We start from the raw sequence: 19,319 nt of genomic DNA, 5'->3' as shown, positions 1-19,319 counted from the left end.
ACAAAGCCACCACGTTGGCTTGCTGTCAATCCTTATCGGCACTATGTTTCCTAGAACCTCGGTCTGATTCAGTCAGGACCGCGCGTCGCACAGGGATCATGACCGCAGCCAACGACCCGGAAACCGACTTCCTTGAACAGCTCGGCCAGCGCGTGCGCACGATGCGCGCCCTGCGCGGCATGTCGCGCAAGGTGCTCGCCAAGGTTTCCGGCATTTCCGAACGCTACATCGCCCAGCTCGAAAGCGGCAAAGGCAATGTCTCGATCGTGCTGCTGCGCCGTGTCGCTGGCGCAATGGGCGCGCATCTCGAGGACCTGATCCCGTCCAGCGAGCCGGTGCCAGACTGGGCCGTGATCCGCGATCTACTCCGCAAGGCGTCGCCGAACCAGATCGCGCAGGCCAAGGACATGCTCGCCGGCAGCAGCCCGCTGGCGCCACGCCGCGCCTCCTTCTCCGGCATCGCGCTGATCGGCCTGCGCGGCGCCGGCAAGACCACGCTCGGGCGGATGCTGGCGAAGAAGATCGGCTGGAGCTTTGTCGAGCTCAACAAGGAGATCGAGGCGCAGAACGGCCTCTCGGTTGCCGAAATCATCGCGCTGTACGGCCAGGAAGGCTTCCGCCGCATGGAGCAGGCCGCGCTGACGCAGCTGTTGGCGCGGAAGGAATTGATGGTGCTGGCGACCGGCGGCGGCATCGTCTCCGAGGCGTTGACCTTCGACCTGATCCTGTCGTCGTTCTACACGATCTGGCTGAAGGCCGAGCCGGAAGAGCACATGGCCCGCGTCCGCCGCCAGGGCGATCTGCGCCCGATGGCCGACGACCGCTCGGCGATGGCGGAATTGCGCAACATCCTGGTCAGCCGCGAGCCGCTCTACGCCCGCGCATCGGCGGTGGTCGACACTGCCGGGCTTTCGGTCGACGCCGCCGCCGCGCGGCTGATCGATTCCGTGCGGCCGGTACTGCAGAACGAGGCGCGCAGCTTCGGACTGCGCAGCGTGGCGCTGTAATCTCACAGCACAAAAAGAAACACTATCCCCGTCATTGCGAGCGAAGCGAAGCAATCCATCTCTCCGCGCGCGTGGATGCATGGATTGCTTCGTCGCTATCGCTCCTCGCAATGACGAAAATCGTCAGCGAAGTTGGACTACCTTAGAGCAGCCGGCTCTTCACATCATCAGCACCATCCCGCAGCAGCGGCAGGAAGCGGTCGATCAATTCCTGCATCGGCACGCGATCGACATGCGCGCCCATGTTGATCGCGGCGACGATGGTGCCGTCGTAGCGGTGCACCGGCACCGAGATCGAGCGGAAATGCGGCTCGGCCTCGCGGTCGACCAGGGAATAGCCCTGCGCGCGATCGGCGATGATGGTGGCGAGCAGCCTCTTCGGATCGGTCGTGGTCTGCGGCGTCACCGGATCGCGGCGCATCGCCTTCAGCCGCGTCGCGAGTTCGGCATCAGTGAGCCGGCCGAGCATCGCGCGACCGACCGAGGTGCAGAACGCCGGCAGCCGGTAGCCGATGTCGAGACCGGCGGAGAACACCCGGGTCGGGCTCGAGCGCGCCACGAACACGACGTCGTCGCCGTCGAGCAGTGCGAGTGAGGCAATCTCCTGGGCTGCGGTCGCAATGCGATCGAGCACCGGCTGCAGCACCGTCACCACCTGGTTGGATTGCAGGAACGAGCCCGCCAGCGTCAGCACATGCGGCGTCAGCGTGAACAGCTTGCCCTCGGTGGCGACGAAACCGCCATGCGCGAGCGTGAACAGGATGCGGCGCGCGGTGGCGCGCGGCAGGTCGGCGGCGCGCGCGAGGTCGCTCAGCGTCGCCGGACCCGACACGGTGCCGAACACCTGCAGCAGGCGCAGGCCGCGATCGAGCGCCTCGACGAAGTCGGTGGCGCGCTCGTCCTGGTCGGTCCGCTTCAGCTTGGGCATGGCGTTTTCAGGTTGGGCTTTGGCTTTGAACGGTTCAAAAATTGCGCTTGCTGTCCGAAACAGACATGGCATAATTCGCACATTCGTTCAATAGGCGAACAAATCCAAATCCGGGAGACGGCGCCATGATGAGCCAGGAAGCGAACGATCTGATCACCCGCACCGGCCGCAAGGACCCGTGCGGCAAGCTGATGCGGAGCTACTGGCAGCCCGCGGCGCTGGTCGACGAGCTGGAAGGACCGCGCCCGGTACGACCGGTGCGGCTGCTCGGCGAGAACCTGGTGCTGTTCCGCGGCGAGGACGGAAGCTATGGGCTGATCGATCGCCACTGCGCGCATCGCGGCGCCGATCTCGCCTTCGGCCGGCTGGAGAATGGCGGGCTGCGCTGCGCCTTCCACGGCTGGCTGTTCGACACATCAGGCCAGTGCATCGAGACGCCGGCGGAGCCGGCCGGTTCGCAGCTCTGCAAGGGCATCAGGCAGCGCTCCTATCCCGTGGTCGAGAAGAGCGGCATCCTGTGGGCCTGGCTCGGCGAAGGCGCCCCGCCCGCCTTTCCGGAGCTCGACTGCTTCGTTGCGCCCGGAAGCCATACGTTTGCGTTCAAGGGCCACATGAACTGCAACTGGCTGCAGGCGCTCGAGGTCGGCATCGATCCGGCGCACGCCTCCTTTCTGCATCGCTTCTTCGAGGACGAGGACACCTCGGCGGCCTACGGCAAGCAATTCCGCGGCGCTTCGGCCGGAAGCGACATGCCGATGACCAAGATCCTGCGCGAATATGACCGGCCGATCATCAATGTCGAGCACACCGAATACGGCCTGCGCCTGATCGCGCTGCGCGAGCTCGACGCGGAGCGCACCCATGTACGCGTCACCAACCAGCTATTCCCGCACGGCTTCGTCATCCCGATGTCGACCGAGATGACGATCACGCAGTGGCACGTGCCGGTCGATGACGAGAATTGCTACTGGTATGCGATCTTCACCAGCTACGCGGCGCCGGTCGACAAGCAGAAGATGCGCGACCAGCGGCTCGAGCTCTATACACTGCCCGACTACAAGTCGCGCAAGAACAAGAGCAACGATTACGGCTTCGATCCGAACGAGCAGGCGACCGAGACCTATACCGGCATGGGCACCGACATCAACGTGCATGACCAGTGGGCGGTGGAGTCGATGGGGGCGATCCAGGACCGCACCAACGAGCATCTCGGCCAGAGCGACAAGGCGATCGTGCAGTACCGCCGCCTGCTGCGACAAGAGATCGAGAAGGTCTCCGGCGGCGAGAAGCCGATGCTGTTCCTCGACGACGCCTCCGCGCGCAGCATCCAGGGCCCGGCCACGATGGACGGCATCGGACCGACGCTGGGCTGGGAGCTCTACTGGATGGAAGTCGACGTCAAGCGCCGCCGCGGCGCACCGTGGGCCGCCCCCGTGCCGCGCGAGATCGCCGGCAAGGTGCATCATCTGACGGCGGCGGAATAATCATGCGCTCAATACTTGTCGTCATTGCGAGGAGCGAAGCGACGAAGCAATCCATGCTTCCGTATATTCGGCCCGATGGATTGCTTCGCTTCGCTCGCAATGACGAGTGCCGAGACGGAGGAGTAACGCCTTGAGCTTCGTCGAGCGTCACGGCCTGTGGTCGGATGAGCAGAAGGAGGCCGCGAACCGCCTCCGCCGCATCGTCGAGGAGAAGAACCTCGAAGTCATCCGCCTGTCGTTCCCCGACCAGCACGGCATCCTGCGCGGCAAGACGCTGATCGCCAGCGAGGCGGTGCGCTCGCTGGAGGGCGGCTGCTCCATCACCACGACGATGCTCGCCAAGGACACCTCGCACAAGACGGTGTTTCCGGTGTTCACATCAGGCGGCGGCTTCGGCATGAAGGAGATGGAGGGCGCGGCCGACGTGCTGATGGTCGCCGATCCCACCACGTTCCGCGTGCTGCCCTGGGCTGACAACACCGGCTGGCTGCTCTGCGACCTCCATTTCAGCGACGGCCGGCCGGTGCCGTTCGCGACCCGCAACCTCTATCGCAAGGTACTCGATCAGCTCGCCGGCCGCGGCTACGATTTCGTCGCCGGCCTCGAGGTCGAATTCCACCTGTTCAAGCTCGACGACGCCCACATGGCGCCGGAGGATGCCGGCCAGCCCGGACGGCCGCCGTCGGTCAGCCTGCTGTCGCACGGCTATCAATACCTCACCGAGCAGCGCTACGACCTGATGGAGCCGGCGCTCGAGATCATCCGCCGCGACATCATCGCGCTCGACCTGCCGTTGCGCTCGGTCGAGGTCGAGTTCGGCCCGAGCCAGTGCGAATTCACCTTCGCGCCGACCGTCGGGCTCGCGCCGGCCGACACCATGGTGCTGTTTCGTTCGGCGGTGAAACAGATCGCGCGCCGCCACGGCTATCACGCGACTTTCATGTGCCGGCCGAAGCTGCCGAACGTGTTCGCGAGCGGCTGGCACCTGCACCAGTCGCTGGTGTCGCGCGCCAATGGCGAGAACGTCTTCATGGCCAAGGAGACCGGCGAGCCGCTCAGCGCGCTCGGCCGCGCCTGGCTCGCCGGCCTGATCGAGCACGCCCGGGCCTCGACCGTGTTCACGACACCGACCATCAACGGCTACAAGCGCTACCGCTCCTATTCGCTGGCGCCGGACCGCGCGATCTGGGGCCGCGACAACCGCGGCGTGATGATCCGCGTGCTCGGCGGCGCCGGCGATCCGGCAACCCGACTGGAGAACCGGATCGGCGAACCCGCCGCCAATCCCTATCTCTACATGGCAAGCCAGATCCTCTCCGGCCTCGACGGCGTCGACCGCAAGCTCGACCCCGGCCCGTCGGCCGACACGCCCTACGAGGCCAAGGCCGCGCTGTTGCCGAAGTCGCTGCGCGAGGCCGTGTTCGCGCTCAACGACGATCCGTTCTTCCGCCAGGCGCTCGGGCCGGAATTCGTGGACTATTACGTCTTCATCAAGAACGCGGAGATCGAACGCTTCCAGGCCGAGGTGTCGGACTGGGAGCACCGCGAATATTTCGAGATGTTTTGACGGAAGCGTCGGCGCAAGAGCTCCGCATGCTCTAGAGACGTGCGAGATGGGCCGCAACGGCCGCTTCGTTCCATTCCAAGCCGACACCCGGCGTGTCGGGAATATGCAAGAGACCATCCTTGATTTCATATGGCCGTTCGAGAATCGGATCGGCCCAGTCCTGCCATTCCAACCAGTGAGCGGTCTCCGTCGCGCGCATGACGTGAGCGGCGACTTCCGGATAAAGATGCGTTGAGATGGGGATGCCCGCGGCGCCGGCGATCGCAGCCGCGCGCATCCAGCCCGTCACTCCGCCGATGCGCATGAAATCCGGCATCACCAGGTCGCAAGCCTTTTTCGCAATCGCCTTATGCATCTCCCTCGGACCATAGAAGTTCTCGCCGATCTGGATCGGCGTCTTCAGCTCCGCCGCCAGTTGCGCGTGCCCGTCGAGATTGTCGTAAACGACAGGCTCTTCGATCCAGTCGAGGCCATAGTCATCGATCGTATGGCACCGCTCGATGGCTTCGGCGAGATTTAGCCCCTGGTTGTAGTCCACCATCAAATGCATGCGATCCCCGACTGCTTTTCGAACGGCGTCGAGGGTCGCCAGATCCTCGCGCGGATCGCTCCTGCCGAGGCGCAATTTCAGGGCTGAGAACCCTCCTTCGTCGCGCAATTCCAAAGCCTCGGCTGCGACAGCGGCCGGCTCCTTCAGCCAAAGGCCGTTGCTGTTGTAGGATCTCACGGCGCCGACGGTCGCACCCAGCAGCACGCACAGCGGCTTGTTTGCGGCTTTCGCCAATGCGTCCCACGCGGCCATGTCGAGGCCCGACGCGGCGATCATGGACAATCCCTCATAGCCGACGAAGTGAAGCGATTTGCGCGCCGCCTCGAATAGCTCGACAGGCGCCACGCTCCGACCTCTGAGCAATTCGCCGAGATCAAGCAACGCCGGAACCAGATATCGCAGCGATTTCACGATGTAAGGCTCGAGATAGCTTCGCCCGACAATGCCCTCCTCCGTCACCAGATCGACGAGAACGAGCGGCCACTCCGACAGCGTGGCAATGCGCGCGACCACGGGCCGCTTCAGCTTCAGCACCACCGGACGAGCTTTGATCTCTCTGAGCGTCAATGAATCGGGCATGGCAATGCCTTTCGCAGCGCGAGGAAGCTGACTGGCGCGGGTCGAAAAATCCCGGAAGCCATTCCAATTGGTTTTTCAACCGATGTAAATTCACTACCCGGTATATTTAAGAGGTGACTGCATGGCGCGATCTGCAGAACCGACACGACAGCGCATCCTTGCTGCCGCATACGTGCTGTTTCGCCAGCGCGGATACAGCCGCGTCAGCATGGACGAAATCGCATCGGCGACGAGGGTTACGAAGCGCACGCTCTACAATCATTTTCAAAGCAAGGATCAGCTGCTCGCCTTCGTGCTTGAAGCCCAGAACGAACTGGCCTTGGCCGCGTTCGCGACGTTCGGCGACAAGCTGTCCGGCTCGCCGGCGGCGATCATCGACGGCCTGTTCCGCGACCTCGCGGTCTGGGCGGACAGGCCGCGATGGGCCGGCTCGGGATTCACCAGGCTGGTCATCGAGCTGGCCGATCTCCCTGGCCATCCCGCACGCGCGATTGCGCGCCGGCACAAGGCCTTGCTCGAAACCCATCTCGGCGCGCTGCTGAAGCGCGCCGGTGTCCGCGACGCTCACCGCCGTGCGCGCGAGATCTGGCTGCTGTCCGAGGGCGCGATCTCCCTGATGCTGGTGCATGGCGATCGCACCTATGCCGCAGCAGCGGCCGACGCAGCGAAACGACTGCTGCGAGGCTCTTCACGGTAAGCCGCGGGAGCCCGCCTCTCTGATCCGTCATCCTGAGGAGCGCCAACGGGTCCGCGCGAAGCGCGGCCCGATGACAGGCTCCGCGCGTCTCGAAGGATGCACGGCCACCAGCCGGGCCATCGATCCTTCGAGACGCCTGCTACGCAGGCTCCTCAGGATGACGGCGATACGGCAATGCTTGCTGCTCAAATCCCGAGATACTTGTGCTGCAGATCCGGCTCGGCGATCAGCTCCCCGCTGGTGCCGCTCCACACGGTGCGGCCGCGCTCGATGATGTAATGGCGGTCGGCGATGCGGGCGAGGTTTCCGACGTTCTTGTCGATCACCAGCACCGACTGCCCGCGCTCCTTCAGCATCGACAGGCAGCTCCAGATCTCGTCGCGGATCAAGGGCGCAAGACCCTCGGTCGCCTCGTCGAGGATCAGCAATTTCGGATTGGTCATCAGCGCGCGGCCGATCGCGAGCATCTGCTGCTCACCGCCGGACAGCGTGACGCCCATATTGTTCGTGCGTTCGGCGAGCCGCGGAAACAGCGCATGGATCTTGTCGATGGTCCACGGGTCGGAGGCACTGAGGCGATTGCCTGACGCGGCGACGAGATTTTCGCGCACCGTCAGGTTCGGGAAGATCTGGCGGCCTTCCGGCACCAGGCCGATGCCGAGCTTCGCGATCTTGTACGACGGCAGGCCGCGCACCGCCTCGCCGGCGAAGCGGATGGCGCCTGACCGCGCGGGCGTCAGGCCCATGATAGAGCGGATCGTCGTGGTCTTGCCCATGCCGTTGCGGCCCATCAGCGCGACCATCTCGCCCGACTTGATCTGGAGCGACAGGCCGAACAGCACCTGGCTCAGCCCGTAGCAGGTCTCGATGCCATCCACTTCAAGCAGGGTTTCAGTCATCTTGGTCTCAGCCATGGCGCGTCACCGCATGCTGTTCGCCGAGATAGGCGCGCTTGACCTCGTCGTGCTTGCGGATCGCGTCCGGCACGTCGCAGGCGATGACGCGGCCATAGACCAGGACCGTGATGCGGTCGGCGAGCGCGAACACCGCCTCCATGTCGTGCTCCACCAGCACGATGGTGACTTCCTTGCGCAGCTCCTTCAGCAGCGCGACCATCCGCGCCGATTCGGTGACGCCGAGCCCGGCCATCGGCTCGTCCAGCAGCAAGAGCTGCGGCCTGGTGGCGAGCGCGACCGCGAGCTCGAGCTCGCGCTGCTCGCCATGGCTCAATTGCGACACCACGATATCGGCGCGCGTGCCGAGGCCGACCCGCTCCAGCGCCGCGCGCGCGGACTCGCGCAGATGCCGCTCCTTGCGCGCATTGCCCCAGAAGCGGAACGAGTGGCCGTCATGCGCCTGCGCCGCCAGCGCGACATTGTCGATCGCGGAGAAATCCTTCAGCAGCGAGGTGATCTGGAACGAGCGCGCCAGCCCGAGCCGGCTGCGCTTGTAGGACGGCAGGTTCGTGACGTCGCGGCCGGCGAAGCGGATGGTGCCGGAGTTCGGCATCACCTGCCCGGTGAGCTGGCTTATCAGCGTGGTCTTGCCGGCGCCGTTGGGACCGATGATGGCGTGCAGCTCACCTGGCACCACCTCCATCGAGAGGTTGTCGGTCGCGGTGATGCCGCCGAAGCGGCGGACCAGATTGTCGACGCGGAGCAAGGGATCAGGCAAGGAATCAACCACGGCGCATCCTCCCGAGCAGGCCCATGATGCCGCCGCGCGCGAACAGCACGATCAGGAGCAGCACCGGGCCCAGGATCAGCCCGGAATATTCGGTGAACTGCGATAGCAGTTCCTCGAGCAGGAGATAGACGATCGCGCCGATGACGGGACCGAACAGCGAGCCCATGCCGCCGAGGATCACCATCACCATGAGATCGCCGGAGCGGGTCCAGTACATCACGGCGGGGCTGACGAAATCGGTGTTGTTGGCAAGCAGCGCGCCGGCGAGGCCACAGATCGTGCCTGATATCACGAAGCAGACCAGGCGGTAGCGGTTGGCATGGAAGCCGATCGCCTGCATGCGCTGCTCGTTGGAGCGGACGCCCTGCACCACGAGGCCGAAACGCGAATTGACGATGCGCCAGATCAGATAGAGGCCGCCGAACAGGCAGGCCAGGCAGAGGTAATAGAACTGGTTGCGATCCGACAGGTTGATCAGGCCGGCGAAATCGCTGCGCTTGTAGACGGTGAGCCCGTCGTCACCGCCGTAGCGCGACAGCGCGGAGGCGATGTAGTAGGCCATCTGCGCAAAGGCCAGCGTGATCATGATGAAATAGACGCCGCGAGTGCGCAGTGACAGGGCGCCGATCAGCAGCGCAAACAGCGCCGAGACGACGAGCGCCACCGGCCACTGGATGAAGCCGGAGCCGATGCCCTCGGCGGCGAGGATGCCGACGGCATAGCCGCCGATACCGAGATAGGCGGCGTGGCCAAAGCTCATCATGCCGCCATAGCCCATGATCAGATTGAGGCTCGCGGCGGCGAGCGCGAAGATCACGATGCGGGTGAACAGCGTGAGGATGAAGATATTGCCCGTGACCGCCGAATAGAGCGGCAGCAGGATCAGCGCGGCACACATCAGCGCCGCGACAGCATTGGAGACGTTGAGCTTTCGCATCATCGTTTGGCCGCCGGGAACAGCCCCTCGGGCCGCAGCACAAGGATGATGGCCATCAGGAGGTAGATCAGCATCGAGGACAGCGCCGGCGCCGCGGTGGACGCCGCCGCCCCGCTCAGCACCTTGCGCAGCAGATCGGGCAGGAAGGCGCGGCCCATCGTGTCGATGATGCCGACGAAGATCGCGGCCATGAACGCGCCGCGGATCGAGCCGATGCCGCCGATCACGATGATGACGAAAGCCAGGATCAGGATGTTCTCGCCCATGCCGATCTGCACGGTGAGGATCGGCGCCTGCATCAGCCCGGCGAGCCCTGCGAGCGCCGCGCCAAGGCCGAACACCAGCGTGAACAGCAGCTTGATGTTGATGCCGAGCGCCCCGATCATCTCGCGGTTGGAGGCGCCGGCGCGGATCAGCATGCCGATGCGGGTGCGCATCACGACGAGATAGAGCATTGCTGCGACCGCCAGCGCGACCACGATGATCATGAGGCGATAGGCCGGATAGTAAACGCCGGGAATGATCTGCACCGGCACGGTGAGCCAGGCCGGCAGCGGCAGCGCGAGGCCCGCCGGGCCCCAGATCAGCCGGACGGCGTCGTTGAAGAACAGGATCAGACCGAACGTCGCCAGCACCTGGTCGAGATGGTCGCGGCCATAGAGATGCCTAAGCGCGACATATTCCAGCACGATGCCGAGCAGTAAGGTGGCCCCTAACGCCATCAGCGCGCCAAGGACAAAACTGCCGGTCCAGGCCACGAAGGTCGCCGCGAAATAGGCGCCCATCATGTAGAGCGAGCCGTGCGCCAGATTGACGAAGTCCATGATGCCGAACACCAGCGTCAGCCCGGCCGCCAGCAGGAACAGCAGGAGACCGAATTGCAGGCCGTTCAACAGTTGTTCGACGACGAGATACATCGTGAGGTTACGTCACCATTAAATGAAACAGCGGCAGCGCGCATGCGCCGCCGCCACGTGAACTCCCTCGCCCCGCTCTTCGCGGGGAGAGGGTTGGGGTGAGGGGCAGCTCCGCAGACCGGGTTCGTGGAGAGTCCCCCTCACCCGGCGCTATGCCACAGCCGAAGCTTCGCTTCGGCGTTATCGTTTGCGACGGCCGCCGGAGGCGGCCTATGCCTCTCCCCGCACGCGGGGCGAGGTAAACCCAAAGCAAGCCGCGCGCCAAAAAGACGCCCGACAATCACTTCATCGGACACTTGTCGTGGAAGCGATCCTGGTCGTCCTTGACGATGGTCGCGACCGTCTTCAGCGAGAGCTGGCCCTCGGCGTCCTTGACCACGTCCTGCAGATAGAAGTTCTGGATCGGAATGTGGTTGTTGCCGTACTTGAACGGTCCGCGCACCGATTTGAAGTTCACCTTCTCCATCTCGGCCTTCATCGCGTCCTTCTTCGTCAGGTCGCCCTTCACCGCGACCACGGCGCTGTTGATGAGGTTGGCAGCGTCGTAGGACTGTGCGCCGTAGAAGGTCGGCCGCAGGCCGGGATACTTCTTGCGGTAGTCGGCGACGAACTTCTTGTTCTCCTCGTTGGGCAGGTCGTTGACCCATTGCTGCGCGCCGGGAACGCCGAGCGCATTGTCCTTCTGCAACGGCAGCGACAATTCGTCGATGGTGAACGCAGTGTAGAGCGGGATCTGCTGCTTGATGCCGGCCTGCGCATACTGGTTCAGGAACTGCACGCCGGCCGCGCCCGGATAGAACACGAAGATCGACTCGGCCTTCGAGTTCTTCGCCTTGGTGAGCTCGGCGGAGAAGTCGAGCTGGCTCGGCCATACCGTATATTCCTCGCCGACGACCTGGCCCTTGAACGTGCTCTTGACGCCGGCCAGCATGTCCTTCCCCGCGGCGTAGTTCGGGCCGATCAGGAACACCGACTTGACGCCCTTCTGGTTCATGTAGGTGCCGACCGCCTGCGGGGTCTGGTCGTTCTGCCAGGAGGTCGAGAACACGTAAGGCGAGCACAGTTCGCCGGCGAGCTGCGACGGACCGGCATTGGCCGAGATCAGGAAGGTCTTGGAATCGACCGCGGTCTTCAGCGACGCCAGCAGCACGTTCGACCAGATATAGCCGACGATGAAGTCGACCTTGTCGGACTGCACCAGCTTCTCGGTCTTCTGCTTGCCGACATCCGGCTTCTGCTGGTCGTCCTCGTAGATCACCTCGACCGGCTTGCCGTCGATCTTGCGGCCGAGATGGTCGAGCGCGAGCTCGAAGGAATTGCGCATGTCGTTGCCGATCACGGCGGTCGGACCGCTGAAGGTCGAAACGAAGCCGATCTTGACGCTGTCAGCCGCCATCGCGGGCTGCGCCAGCGCCAGAGCCATGGCGCCTGCCAGCCAAAATGCCTTTTTCATATTCACTCCCCTCCTCAACCAAAGATCCCACCAGCCTCGATCACGAGGGCCCGGGGGTCACGCTTTGCGCGCGTCGTTCTGTGACGTATTTTGTGCGCGATATCGCAAGTCTGCAGCAAGCATGAACCGACGGCGCTGACTTAGAACCTTCGGCGCATACCCCAGCACCTTGCATCATAATTCTTCTAAATCGACCATGGCAAGAAATATAATGCCGGTTGCGTGGGCAACGATTGTCGCAGGCACCGGCCGTCTGCAACGACCCGCGCCGGCACTGCAGCAGGCTTTAACGATCCGGTAAAGCACCCGGAAACCACGGGCCGGCAAGCGCCTGCGGGCTTCATGGTCCGGAAAGCATCCCTGGCCGACGCTGCCGCCAAAGGGGTGCGTCACATGCTGAATTACATCTTCGGCTTCAATGCCCGGATGGGCCGACTGGCTTTCTTCTTCTGCACCTTCGTGGTGGGCCTCGGCTTTATGATGCTGGTCTATGGCGTCACCGGCAACGCACCGGCGAGCGGCAGTATGGACGTGCTGCTGGCGCAGGCATCGAGCAACCCCGTGCTGGTCATTGCCTTCTACGGCATGCTCGTCATCTGCTTCATGCTGCAATCGATGCGGGTGCGCGACATGGGCTGGGATCCGGTCTGCGTGATGGCGGCATGGATCGCCCTCCTCGTGCTCGACAGGGCCATTGCCGGACGATTTCCCGAATATGCGCTGACCTATCAGCACACCGAAACGGTGGTCGGCGCCGCCGTCAATGGCGCAATGAACATCGTCCTGCTGGCCTGGCGGAGCGGCGGCTATTACGAAGAAGCCCCGCCATCGCCGCGCGAGACCGGCGGCGATGGCCTGTTCGAAAGACGCAGTACGCCGGCCGCAGGCGGCAGCCGCGTCGCGCGGATCGCCAATGGCGAGTTCGGCGGCAAGACGCGGTAGCGGCTCCCTCCCTATTTTCGTCCCTGCGAAAGCAGGGACCCATAACCACGGCTCTGCATTGTCGAAGCGAGCTGTGGCCCCAGCATCGCCCACCAATTCGCATTCGTGGTTATGGGTCCCGGCTCTGCGGCCGGGACGACACCGAGTTTGTGGCGTGGTCACTGCGCCAAGCGCTGATCGGCGGTCAGCCTTGATCCACCGCCCATTCGGCGCCGTCGATCGCATAGGACGCGTGGCGGAAATCCCTGATCGTCGCGACCTTGTCGGCCGACCAGTCGAGCAGCATGAACGATCGCGGCGGCGCGTCCAGAGCGGTCGGATCGAACACCAGGATCGCGGGGCGTCCCTCGACCTGTCCGGTCACCAGATGCCAGTCGTCGATCTTCGAATAATTGCCGAAGTAGCGCGACACCTCGGCCTTGCCGTTCAGCCGCGTCCGGTTGACGAGCTCGAGCCTGATGTCATCAGCGATCATGGCGCGGATGGCGTCGAAGTCGCGGGCGTTGAAATGGCTGACATAGGCGTTGAGCCTGACGCGATCGGCCGGCGACAGGCCGGGCCGCGGCGCGTCGTCCGGCTCGGCGGCAAACTCGCGCAGCTGCGTGCGTCCACGGTGCAGCGCGGCTTTCACCGCGGGCAGGCTGAAATCCATGATGCCGCAGATCTCCTGCAGGGAGCATCCGAGCACATCCATCAGGATCACGCTGGAACGCTGCGCCACCGGCAGGCGCATGAAGGTGCGCAGGCTGGTCGCGGCGATCTCGCGGCGGTCCAAATCATCGAGCTCTCCGGCCATCATGTCCACCTCCTCCGGCGCGTGGAGCGCTTCCTGGCGGTTGCGCCGCCTGAGGAAATCGAGTGCGGTGTTGTGCGCGATCCGGAACAGCCAGGCTTGCGGGTTCTGGATCGGCGCGGCGGACCCGAAGGCTTCCACCGCCTTGATCAGCGCGTCCTGCAGCACATCCTCGCCGTCGATGACGGATCCGACCATGCGGGCGCAGTAGCGATGCAGCCTCGGCCGCATCGCCGCCAACAGCGCGTCGACGTCGGTCGCGGCCGGCGCTTGGTGTGGTGACGTCATGATGGCTCCGCCAGATCGGTGCACTGCCCGCCGGTTCACGGCTCATCCAGCATACGATAATTCCCGACAATCACCGCACTGCGAACCAGCGGCGGCTCGGCGCAACGATCGCGGATGCCGTCCTGGAACGCCTGGAACGCGGCCAGTTTCGGGATCGGGCTCGAGCCGTCTTCGGCCGCGGTCTCGACCATGTGGATGAAGGTATCGTCCTCCAGCCGCAGGGTCAGATAGCGCACGCCGTCCGGCCTCGCTGCCTTCAGCTCGGCGAACACGGCCGACACCAGCGCGGCATTCTTCTCCGCCATCTCCGGCTTCGCCTTGTACCTGATCAGGGTCCGTCTCATCGCAGCCTCCTTGGCCTGGTTCTGCGGCCTGAACCGGCCGCCTCAGACCCAAGGACGTTTGCGAACCGCCAAAGGATGCGGTCCGGCAAAAATAAACTTCGGCCGCATCCTTTGCCTGTTCCGGTTCGTCCTTGCCGGCGAAGCGCGCCGCAACCACGCGGCGCGGCAACGGAGAACGACCATGCAGACCCCTCGAGAGCGCGCCGAACAGCGCTGGGTGCTCGGCCTCACCGCGCTGGCATCCTTCATGATGGCGCTCGACGCCATGATCATGACCACGGCCTTCGCCACCATCCGCGCCGATTTCGGCAGCGCCGTGGAGACGCTGCAATGGACCGTCAACGCCTTCAACCTGACCTTCGCGGTGCTGCTCCTGACCGGCGCGGCGCTCGGCGACCGGTTCGGGCGGCGCAGGATGTTCGCGGCCGGGATCGGCCTGTTCGTCGTGGCGTCCGCGGCCTGCGCGCTGGCTGGCAACGCCGCGGCCCTGATCGCCGCGCGCGCCCTGCAGGGCGCGGGCGCGGCGCTGGTGATGCCGCTGGCGATGGCGATCCTGAGCGGCGCGTTCGGCCGGGAGGAGCGCGCCCGCGCGCTCGGCATTTTCAGCGGCATCACCGGATGCGCGTTGATCATCGGTCCCGCGATCGGCGGCTTCATCACCGAACATCTCGGCTGGCGCTGGATCTTCTGGATCAACTTGCCGGTCGGCCTGATCGCGATCGCCCTCGTGATCACGCGCCTGCGCGAAAGTTTCGGGCCGACTGCGCCGCTCGACATCACCGGCCTCACGCTGGTCGCGCTCGCGGCGCTGGCGCTGGTCTGGGGCCTGCTGCGCGGCAACGGCGTCGGCTGGGCCAGCGCGGAAGTGACGGGCGCACTGATCGCCGGCGTCGCGCTGGCGGCGACGTTCGTGCTGTGGGAGCTGCGTGCCACAAACCCGATGGTGCCGATGCGGCTGTTCGCGGCACGGCCGTTTGCATCGGGCATGGCCGCAAGCGCGCTGTTCTACGCCGCGATGTATGGCGTGCTGTTCCTGCTGCCGCAGTTCCTGCAGATCGCGCTCGGCTTCGACGCCTTCGGTGCCGGGCTTCGCTTGCTGCCGTGGACGGCGACGCTGTTCGTCACCGCTCCGATCGCCGGCGCCGCGGTCAACCGGTTCGGCGAGCGCACGCTGGTCGTCACCGGCCTCCTGATGCAGGCGATCGGGCTCGGCTGGATCAGCGAGATCGTGAGCCCCGCAGTGCCCTATTCGGCGCTGGTCGCGCCGCTGGTGCTTGCCGGCGTCGGCGTGTCGATGGCGATGCCGGCCGCGCAGAACGCGGTGCTGGGTGCGGTCGCCGTCAGCGAGATGGGCAAGGCGTCGGGCGTCTTCAACATGGGCCGCTTCCTCGGCGGCATGTTCGGTATCGCGGCGCTGGTGGCGAGCTTCTCCGCCAATGGCGCGGCCGATTCATCCGGTCATTTCGCAAACGGATTCGCGTCGGCGATGAGCCTTGCCGCAACGCTGTCATTCGGCGGCGCGGTCGCGGGACTGTTCCTGCCGATGCGGCGGCGAGCCGTGGCCGCCGCCGCGCCGCAGGATGCGTGAGGCTTGCGGCGATTGGGTTTTGCTATCGGGCGATCGGGCATTTCGTGTTGGAATGGGGCTGCGAATGAATACATAATCAAACGGCGAAGCCGTTCGAAACCGAGAGCGACATCAGATGACGCAAGCGCCGGCCAAACCTCATCGCGTGGTGATCGTCGGCGCCGGCTTCGGCGGCCTGGAAGCCGCTTTCTGTCTCAGAGGGGCGCCGGTCGAGATCACGCTGATCGACCGCCGCAACCACCATCTGTTCCAGCCGCTGCTCTATCAGGTCGCGACCGCTTCGCTTGCCACCAGCGAGATCGCCTGGCCGATCCGCTATCTCTTGCGCGACCGGCCCGAGGTGACGACGCTGTTCGCCAATGTCTGTGGCGTCGACGCCGCAGCGAAATGCGTCCAGCTCGACGACGGAGGCAGCATTCCCTACGACACGCTGGTCCTCGCCACCGGCGCCCGCCACGCCTATTTCGGCCACGACGAATGGGAGCCGTTCGCGCCGGGCCTGAAGACGCTGGAGGACGCCACCACGCTGCGGCGGCGCATCCTGGTCGCCTTCGAGCGCGCCGAGCGCGAGACCGATCCGGACAAGCGCGCGGCGCTGCTGACCTTCGTCATCATCGGCGCCGGCCCGACCGGCGTCGAGATGGCCGGCACCATCGCCGACCTCGCCAAGGACACGCTGCCGCAAGACTTCCGTCACATCGACACGCGCAAGGCGCGCGTGGTGCTGATCGAGGCCGGCCCGCGCGTGCTGGCCGGCTTCCCCGACGATCTCTCGGCCTATGCGCAAGCGTCGCTGGAAAGGCTCGGCGTCGAGGTGATGCTGGGCGAGCCGGTCACCGAATGCTCGGCCGACGGCGTCGTGTTCGGCGGCAAGAGGCTGGAGGCGCGCACCATCGTCTGGGCCGCCGGCGTGCGCGCCTCGCGCGCCGCCGAATGGCTGAACGCGCCGGCCGATCGCGCCCATCGGCTGCAGGTCGAGCCGGATCTGACCGTGCCGGGCCATCCCGATGTCTTCGCCGTCGGCGACACCGTCACGATCAAGGACCCCGACGGCAATCCGGTGCCCGGCATCGCGCCGGCCGCCAAGCAGGAGGGGCGCTATGTCGCCGCGCTGATCAAGGCCCGGCTCGACGGCAAGACGCTGCCGCCATTCCGCTACAAGCATGCCGGCAGCCTCGCCCAGATCGGCAAGAAGAAAGCGGTGATCGATTTCGGCTGGCTCAAGCTGCGCGGCTCTCTGGCATGGTGGATTTGGGGCCTCGCCCACATCTACTTCCTGATCGGCGTGCGGCATCGGATTGCGGTGGCGATGAACTGGCTCTGGATCCACACCCGCGACCAGCGCGCCGCGCGGCTGATCACACAAGGCAGCAGCAAGGTCGCGCAGTAGGTACTCGGCACTACGCTAACCTGTTATCCGTCATCCCCGCGCAAAGGCTCCGCCTTTGTCGCTGGAGGAGCGCGGCACGCGCGTCTCGAAGGATCGACGGCCCCGCTAGTGGCCGTACATCCTTCGAGGCTCGCCCAGCGGCGCAATTGCGCCGCAAGGCTCGCACCTCAGGATGACGGATAACAAGCTGTCTTAGCCTCTCAGCGCTGTACGCATTCTCACCCCATCACCTGATGCGGCGAGCGGCCGAACGCGGCCTTGAAGGCGCGGCTGAAATGCGAGACGTCGCTGAAGCCGAAGCTCAGCGCGACATCGGTAACATGGCTGAAGCGCCGCTCCGCCAGCGCCTGATAGGCGCCGGCGAGGCGCTGCTGCCACAGCCAGCGGATCGGCGTCGTGCCTTCGCGCGCGAACAGGCGATTGAGCGTGCGCGGCGCCATGTTCTGTGCGGTGGCGATCGCATCGAGGTCGAGCCCGGGATCGTCGAGATTGGCCAGCATGTAGGCCTTGACCCGCGCCAGCCTTTCGTCGCCGCGCTGGGGCCCGTCGTCGGTCAGCTCGGTCTGCAGCGTGGTTGCGAAAATATCGAGCGCCGCCGCGCCAAGCCGTATCGCCGCAGGTCCGGCCGCGTCATCGAGCCGCGTCAGCCTGCGGATCAGCGATCCCGCCAGCGCTCCCACTTTCGACGCGTTGCCGACCCGCCGCGCCGTCAGGCGCTGCGCATCCGGCAGGCGCGCGAGCAGCAGCGGCCGCGGGATCGACACCATGATCGCGCGCGCGCTCGGGGCGAATTCCAGCGTGAACGGCTGCGCCTGGTCATGCAGCATCAGATCGCCCCGGCGCATGCGCACGTCGCGGCCGCCCTGGGCGAAGCTGACCTCGCCGCGCAGCGTGAGCCACAGCATGAAATAGTCGCGCGGATCCCTGCGGACGTCGCTCGCACTGCGCATCACCCGGATGCGGTCGGCGGCCGGCGTCGAAGACCAGATGTCGTTGATCGCAAGCGGGCCGAGACGGCGGATCGAGATCGATGCCTGGAACGCCTCGTCGGCGACGCGGCGGCATTCGGTCAGCGAGAATTCGCGGCAGGTGACGTGATGCCAGCGGTCGAAACCGTCACCCGGCGCAACAAGCGTTTGCGCGACGACTGTGTGATCTGGGGTCTGCATCGGACCTTGCTCCCGCCCAACCCGGCAGCGGGATATTCTGCGTCCAGCCCTCCCTTCTGGCAAGCAGAGACCAGCGACTGGCCGGCGCAGCCAAGAACGATCGCGGGAACCGGCGTAGAAATTGTCTCTCACCAGGAGGAGACCCCACATGGGCTACCAATGCGAAATCATCGATCCCGCCCGCACCGTCATGATCGTGGTCGACATGCAGAACGATTTCGTGGCCGAGGGCGCCAAGCTGCGTTCGGCCCAGGCCGCCGCCATGGTGCCGCGGCTGGCGCAGACCCTGAAGGCCTGCCGCGACAAGGGCATCCGCGTCGTCTACACCGCGCATGTGCATCGCCGCGACGGCAGCGACATGGGGCTCTATGACGATCTCTATTCGCCGATCGCCGACCGGTCGTCGCTGGTCGACGGCACCGAGGGCGTCGAGATCTTCAACGACCTCGCGCCCGCCCCCGGCGAGCACGTCATCAAGAAGCACCGCTACAGCGCGTTCTTCGCCACCGATCTCGACCTCATCCTGCGCGAATGGGGCATCACCACGGTGATCATCTCGGGGACCACGACCGAGAACTGCTGCCATGCCACCGCGCGCGACGCCATGTTCCACAATTACAAGGTCGTCTTCCTGTCGGACGCGACCGGCACGTTCGACTATCCCGATGTCGGCCAGGGCGCGCTGTCCGCCGACGAAGTACACCGCGCCACGCTGACGATCCTCGCGTTCTCAACCGCACATGTGATGACGGCGGCCGAGATGCTGGCGCGGGTCAAGGTGGCGGGTTCGAAGGCGGCGTAGCGAGTTCACGAACAGCGCATCCCACATTCGGTCTGCCTCTCCCCTTGTGGGAGAGGCCGGATCGCATGAAGCAGAGCGCAATGCGATCCGGGTGAGGGGTTGCGGTCTCTCCGGTCCGTACGCCGTGTGGAGAGATACCCCTCACCCCAGCCCTCTCCCACAAGGGGAGAGGGAGCGCAGCAGCATTCGCGGCGAAAA

18 protein-coding genes are annotated in these 19,319 nt (G+C 65.4%); 8 read left to right on the top strand and 10 right to left on the bottom strand.

What is annotated here, in order from left to right:
* Window positions 1-98: 98 nt before the first annotated feature.
* A complete protein-coding gene (locus QA635_RS04840) occupies window positions 99-1,007 on the top strand; it encodes a helix-turn-helix transcriptional regulator (protein WP_016841102.1) in 909 nt (302 codons plus the stop codon).
* Between the two features lie 142 nt (window positions 1,008-1,149).
* On the opposite strand, the gene QA635_RS04835 is transcribed toward QA635_RS04840, so the two are convergent.
* Entirely contained in the window at window positions 1,150-1,935 is a 786-nt protein-coding gene (locus QA635_RS04835; RefSeq protein WP_283067374.1) for an IclR family transcriptional regulator domain-containing protein, read from the bottom strand.
* Between the two features lie 125 nt (window positions 1,936-2,060).
* Here QA635_RS04835 and QA635_RS04830 point away from each other — a divergent pair, with 125 nt between their 5' ends.
* Both QA635_RS04830 and QA635_RS04825 read left to right on the top strand, forming a co-directional pair.
* Window positions 2,061-3,419, top strand: coding sequence for an aromatic ring-hydroxylating dioxygenase subunit alpha (locus QA635_RS04830; RefSeq protein WP_283067355.1), 1,359 nt, complete (start codon window positions 2,061-2,063; stop codon window positions 3,417-3,419).
* Between the two features lie 130 nt (window positions 3,420-3,549).
* Complete coding sequence (locus QA635_RS04825) at window positions 3,550-4,986, top strand: glutamine synthetase family protein (RefSeq protein ID WP_283067353.1); 1,437 nt, start codon at window positions 3,550-3,552, stop codon at window positions 4,984-4,986.
* Between the two features lie 31 nt (window positions 4,987-5,017).
* Here the strand turns inward: QA635_RS04825 and QA635_RS04820 are convergent, their stop codons facing one another.
* A complete protein-coding gene (locus tag QA635_RS04820) occupies window positions 5,018-6,115 on the bottom strand; it encodes an enolase C-terminal domain-like protein (protein ID WP_283067351.1) in 1,098 nt (365 codons plus the stop codon).
* 121 nt (window positions 6,116-6,236) lie between these two features.
* Between QA635_RS04820 and QA635_RS04815 the strand changes: the two genes are divergently transcribed.
* Window positions 6,237-6,812: a TetR/AcrR family transcriptional regulator gene (locus QA635_RS04815; protein ID WP_283067349.1), complete on the top strand. Its 576-nt coding sequence runs from the start codon at window positions 6,237-6,239 to the stop codon at window positions 6,810-6,812.
* Between the two features lie 185 nt (window positions 6,813-6,997).
* On the opposite strand, the gene QA635_RS04810 is transcribed toward QA635_RS04815, so the two are convergent.
* The 5 genes from QA635_RS04810 to QA635_RS04790 all read right to left on the bottom strand — a co-directional run bounded on the left by QA635_RS04810 (window position 6,998) and on the right by QA635_RS04790 (window position 11,805).
* Window positions 6,998-7,726 (bottom strand): ABC transporter ATP-binding protein, encoded by a 729-nt coding sequence (locus tag QA635_RS04810; RefSeq protein ID WP_283067347.1) that lies wholly within the window; start codon window positions 7,724-7,726, stop codon window positions 6,998-7,000.
* Window positions 7,719-8,486 (bottom strand): ABC transporter ATP-binding protein, encoded by a 768-nt coding sequence (locus QA635_RS04805; protein WP_225163423.1) that lies wholly within the window; start codon window positions 8,484-8,486, stop codon window positions 7,719-7,721. Before QA635_RS04805 ends, QA635_RS04810 begins: the two co-directional genes overlap by 8 nt.
* A gap of 4 nt (window positions 8,487-8,490) precedes the next feature.
* Window positions 8,491-9,438, bottom strand: a complete 948-nt coding sequence (locus QA635_RS04800; protein WP_425249132.1) for a branched-chain amino acid ABC transporter permease — start codon at window positions 9,436-9,438, stop codon at window positions 8,491-8,493.
* On the bottom strand, window positions 9,435-10,352 hold the full coding sequence (locus QA635_RS04795) for a branched-chain amino acid ABC transporter permease (RefSeq protein WP_018269575.1): 918 nt from the start codon (window positions 10,350-10,352) through the stop codon (window positions 9,435-9,437). Before QA635_RS04795 ends, QA635_RS04800 begins: the two co-directional genes overlap by 4 nt.
* Window positions 10,353-10,632: 280 nt before the next feature.
* The gene (locus QA635_RS04790) at window positions 10,633-11,805 is read right to left on the bottom strand and encodes an ABC transporter substrate-binding protein (protein ID WP_050386773.1); all 1,173 of its coding nucleotides are present in this window, start codon (window positions 11,803-11,805) and stop codon (window positions 10,633-10,635) included.
* A gap of 393 nt (window positions 11,806-12,198) precedes the next feature.
* On the opposite strand from QA635_RS04790, the gene QA635_RS04785 reads away from it, so the two are divergent.
* The gene (locus QA635_RS04785; RefSeq protein ID WP_283067343.1) at window positions 12,199-12,747 is read left to right on the top strand and encodes a DUF805 domain-containing protein; all 549 of its coding nucleotides are present in this window, start codon (window positions 12,199-12,201) and stop codon (window positions 12,745-12,747) included.
* A gap of 184 nt (window positions 12,748-12,931) precedes the next feature.
* Here the strand turns inward: QA635_RS04785 and QA635_RS04780 are convergent, their stop codons facing one another.
* Entirely contained in the window at window positions 12,932-13,828 is an 897-nt protein-coding gene (locus QA635_RS04780; RefSeq protein WP_283067341.1) for a sigma-70 family RNA polymerase sigma factor, read from the bottom strand.
* Between the two features lie 35 nt (window positions 13,829-13,863).
* A complete protein-coding gene (locus QA635_RS04775; protein WP_028333780.1) occupies window positions 13,864-14,172 on the bottom strand; it encodes a hypothetical protein in 309 nt (102 codons plus the stop codon).
* A 181-nt stretch (window positions 14,173-14,353) separates the two neighbouring features.
* On the opposite strand from QA635_RS04775, the gene QA635_RS04770 reads away from it, so the two are divergent.
* Both QA635_RS04770 and QA635_RS04765 read left to right on the top strand, forming a co-directional pair.
* Window positions 14,354-15,760: a DHA2 family efflux MFS transporter permease subunit gene (locus QA635_RS04770; protein WP_283067338.1), complete on the top strand. Its 1,407-nt coding sequence runs from the start codon at window positions 14,354-14,356 to the stop codon at window positions 15,758-15,760.
* Between the two features lie 115 nt (window positions 15,761-15,875).
* On the top strand, window positions 15,876-17,150 hold the full coding sequence (locus tag QA635_RS04765; RefSeq protein WP_283067336.1) for an NAD(P)/FAD-dependent oxidoreductase: 1,275 nt from the start codon (window positions 15,876-15,878) through the stop codon (window positions 17,148-17,150).
* A gap of 218 nt (window positions 17,151-17,368) precedes the next feature.
* On the opposite strand, the gene QA635_RS04760 is transcribed toward QA635_RS04765, so the two are convergent.
* Window positions 17,369-18,319, bottom strand: coding sequence for an AraC-like ligand-binding domain-containing protein (locus QA635_RS04760; protein WP_283067334.1), 951 nt, complete (start codon window positions 18,317-18,319; stop codon window positions 17,369-17,371).
* 148 nt (window positions 18,320-18,467) lie between these two features.
* Between QA635_RS04760 and QA635_RS04755 the strand changes: the two genes are divergently transcribed.
* Complete coding sequence (locus tag QA635_RS04755; protein WP_283067332.1) at window positions 18,468-19,121, top strand: isochorismatase family protein; 654 nt, start codon at window positions 18,468-18,470, stop codon at window positions 19,119-19,121.
* The last annotated feature ends 198 nt before the right edge of the window (window positions 19,122-19,319 follow it).

The sequence above is a fragment of the Bradyrhizobium brasilense genome (assembly GCF_029714345.1).
GTDB lineage: Bacteria > Pseudomonadota > Alphaproteobacteria > Rhizobiales > Xanthobacteraceae > Bradyrhizobium > Bradyrhizobium australafricanum.
The sequence above is the reverse complement of the archived record's forward strand: the minus strand, read 5'-3'. Positions and strand labels throughout refer to the sequence as shown.

Coding starts and splice junctions, on each gene's coding strand:
- QA635_RS04795 (WP_018269575.1), bottom strand. CDS start 10,352: ATGTATCTCGTCGTCGAACAACTGTTGAACGGCCTGCAATTCGGTCTC.
- QA635_RS04755 (WP_283067332.1), top strand. CDS start 18,468: ATGGGCTACCAATGCGAAATCATCGATCCCGCCCGCACCGTCATGATC.
- QA635_RS04760 (WP_283067334.1), bottom strand. CDS start 18,319: ATGCAGACCCCAGATCACACAGTCGTCGCGCAAACGCTTGTTGCGCCG.
- QA635_RS04770 (WP_283067338.1), top strand. CDS start 14,354: ATGCAGACCCCTCGAGAGCGCGCCGAACAGCGCTGGGTGCTCGGCCTC.
- QA635_RS04780 (WP_283067341.1), bottom strand. CDS start 13,828: ATGACGTCACCACACCAAGCGCCGGCCGCGACCGACGTCGACGCGCTG.
- QA635_RS04815 (WP_283067349.1), top strand. CDS start 6,237: ATGGCGCGATCTGCAGAACCGACACGACAGCGCATCCTTGCTGCCGCA.
- QA635_RS04810 (WP_283067347.1), bottom strand. CDS start 7,726: ATGGCTGAGACCAAGATGACTGAAACCCTGCTTGAAGTGGATGGCATC.
- QA635_RS04820 (WP_283067351.1), bottom strand. CDS start 6,115: ATGCCCGATTCATTGACGCTCAGAGAGATCAAAGCTCGTCCGGTGGTG.
- QA635_RS04835 (WP_283067374.1), bottom strand. CDS start 1,935: ATGCCCAAGCTGAAGCGGACCGACCAGGACGAGCGCGCCACCGACTTC.
- QA635_RS04800 (WP_425249132.1), bottom strand. CDS start 9,438: ATGATGCGAAAGCTCAACGTCTCCAATGCTGTCGCGGCGCTGATGTGT.
- QA635_RS04830 (WP_283067355.1), top strand. CDS start 2,061: ATGATGAGCCAGGAAGCGAACGATCTGATCACCCGCACCGGCCGCAAG.
- QA635_RS04840 (WP_016841102.1), top strand. CDS start 99: ATGACCGCAGCCAACGACCCGGAAACCGACTTCCTTGAACAGCTCGGC.
- QA635_RS04790 (WP_050386773.1), bottom strand. CDS start 11,805: ATGAAAAAGGCATTTTGGCTGGCAGGCGCCATGGCTCTGGCGCTGGCG.
- QA635_RS04785 (WP_283067343.1), top strand. CDS start 12,199: ATGCTGAATTACATCTTCGGCTTCAATGCCCGGATGGGCCGACTGGCT.
- QA635_RS04775 (WP_028333780.1), bottom strand. CDS start 14,172: ATGAGACGGACCCTGATCAGGTACAAGGCGAAGCCGGAGATGGCGGAG.
- QA635_RS04765 (WP_283067336.1), top strand. CDS start 15,876: ATGACGCAAGCGCCGGCCAAACCTCATCGCGTGGTGATCGTCGGCGCC.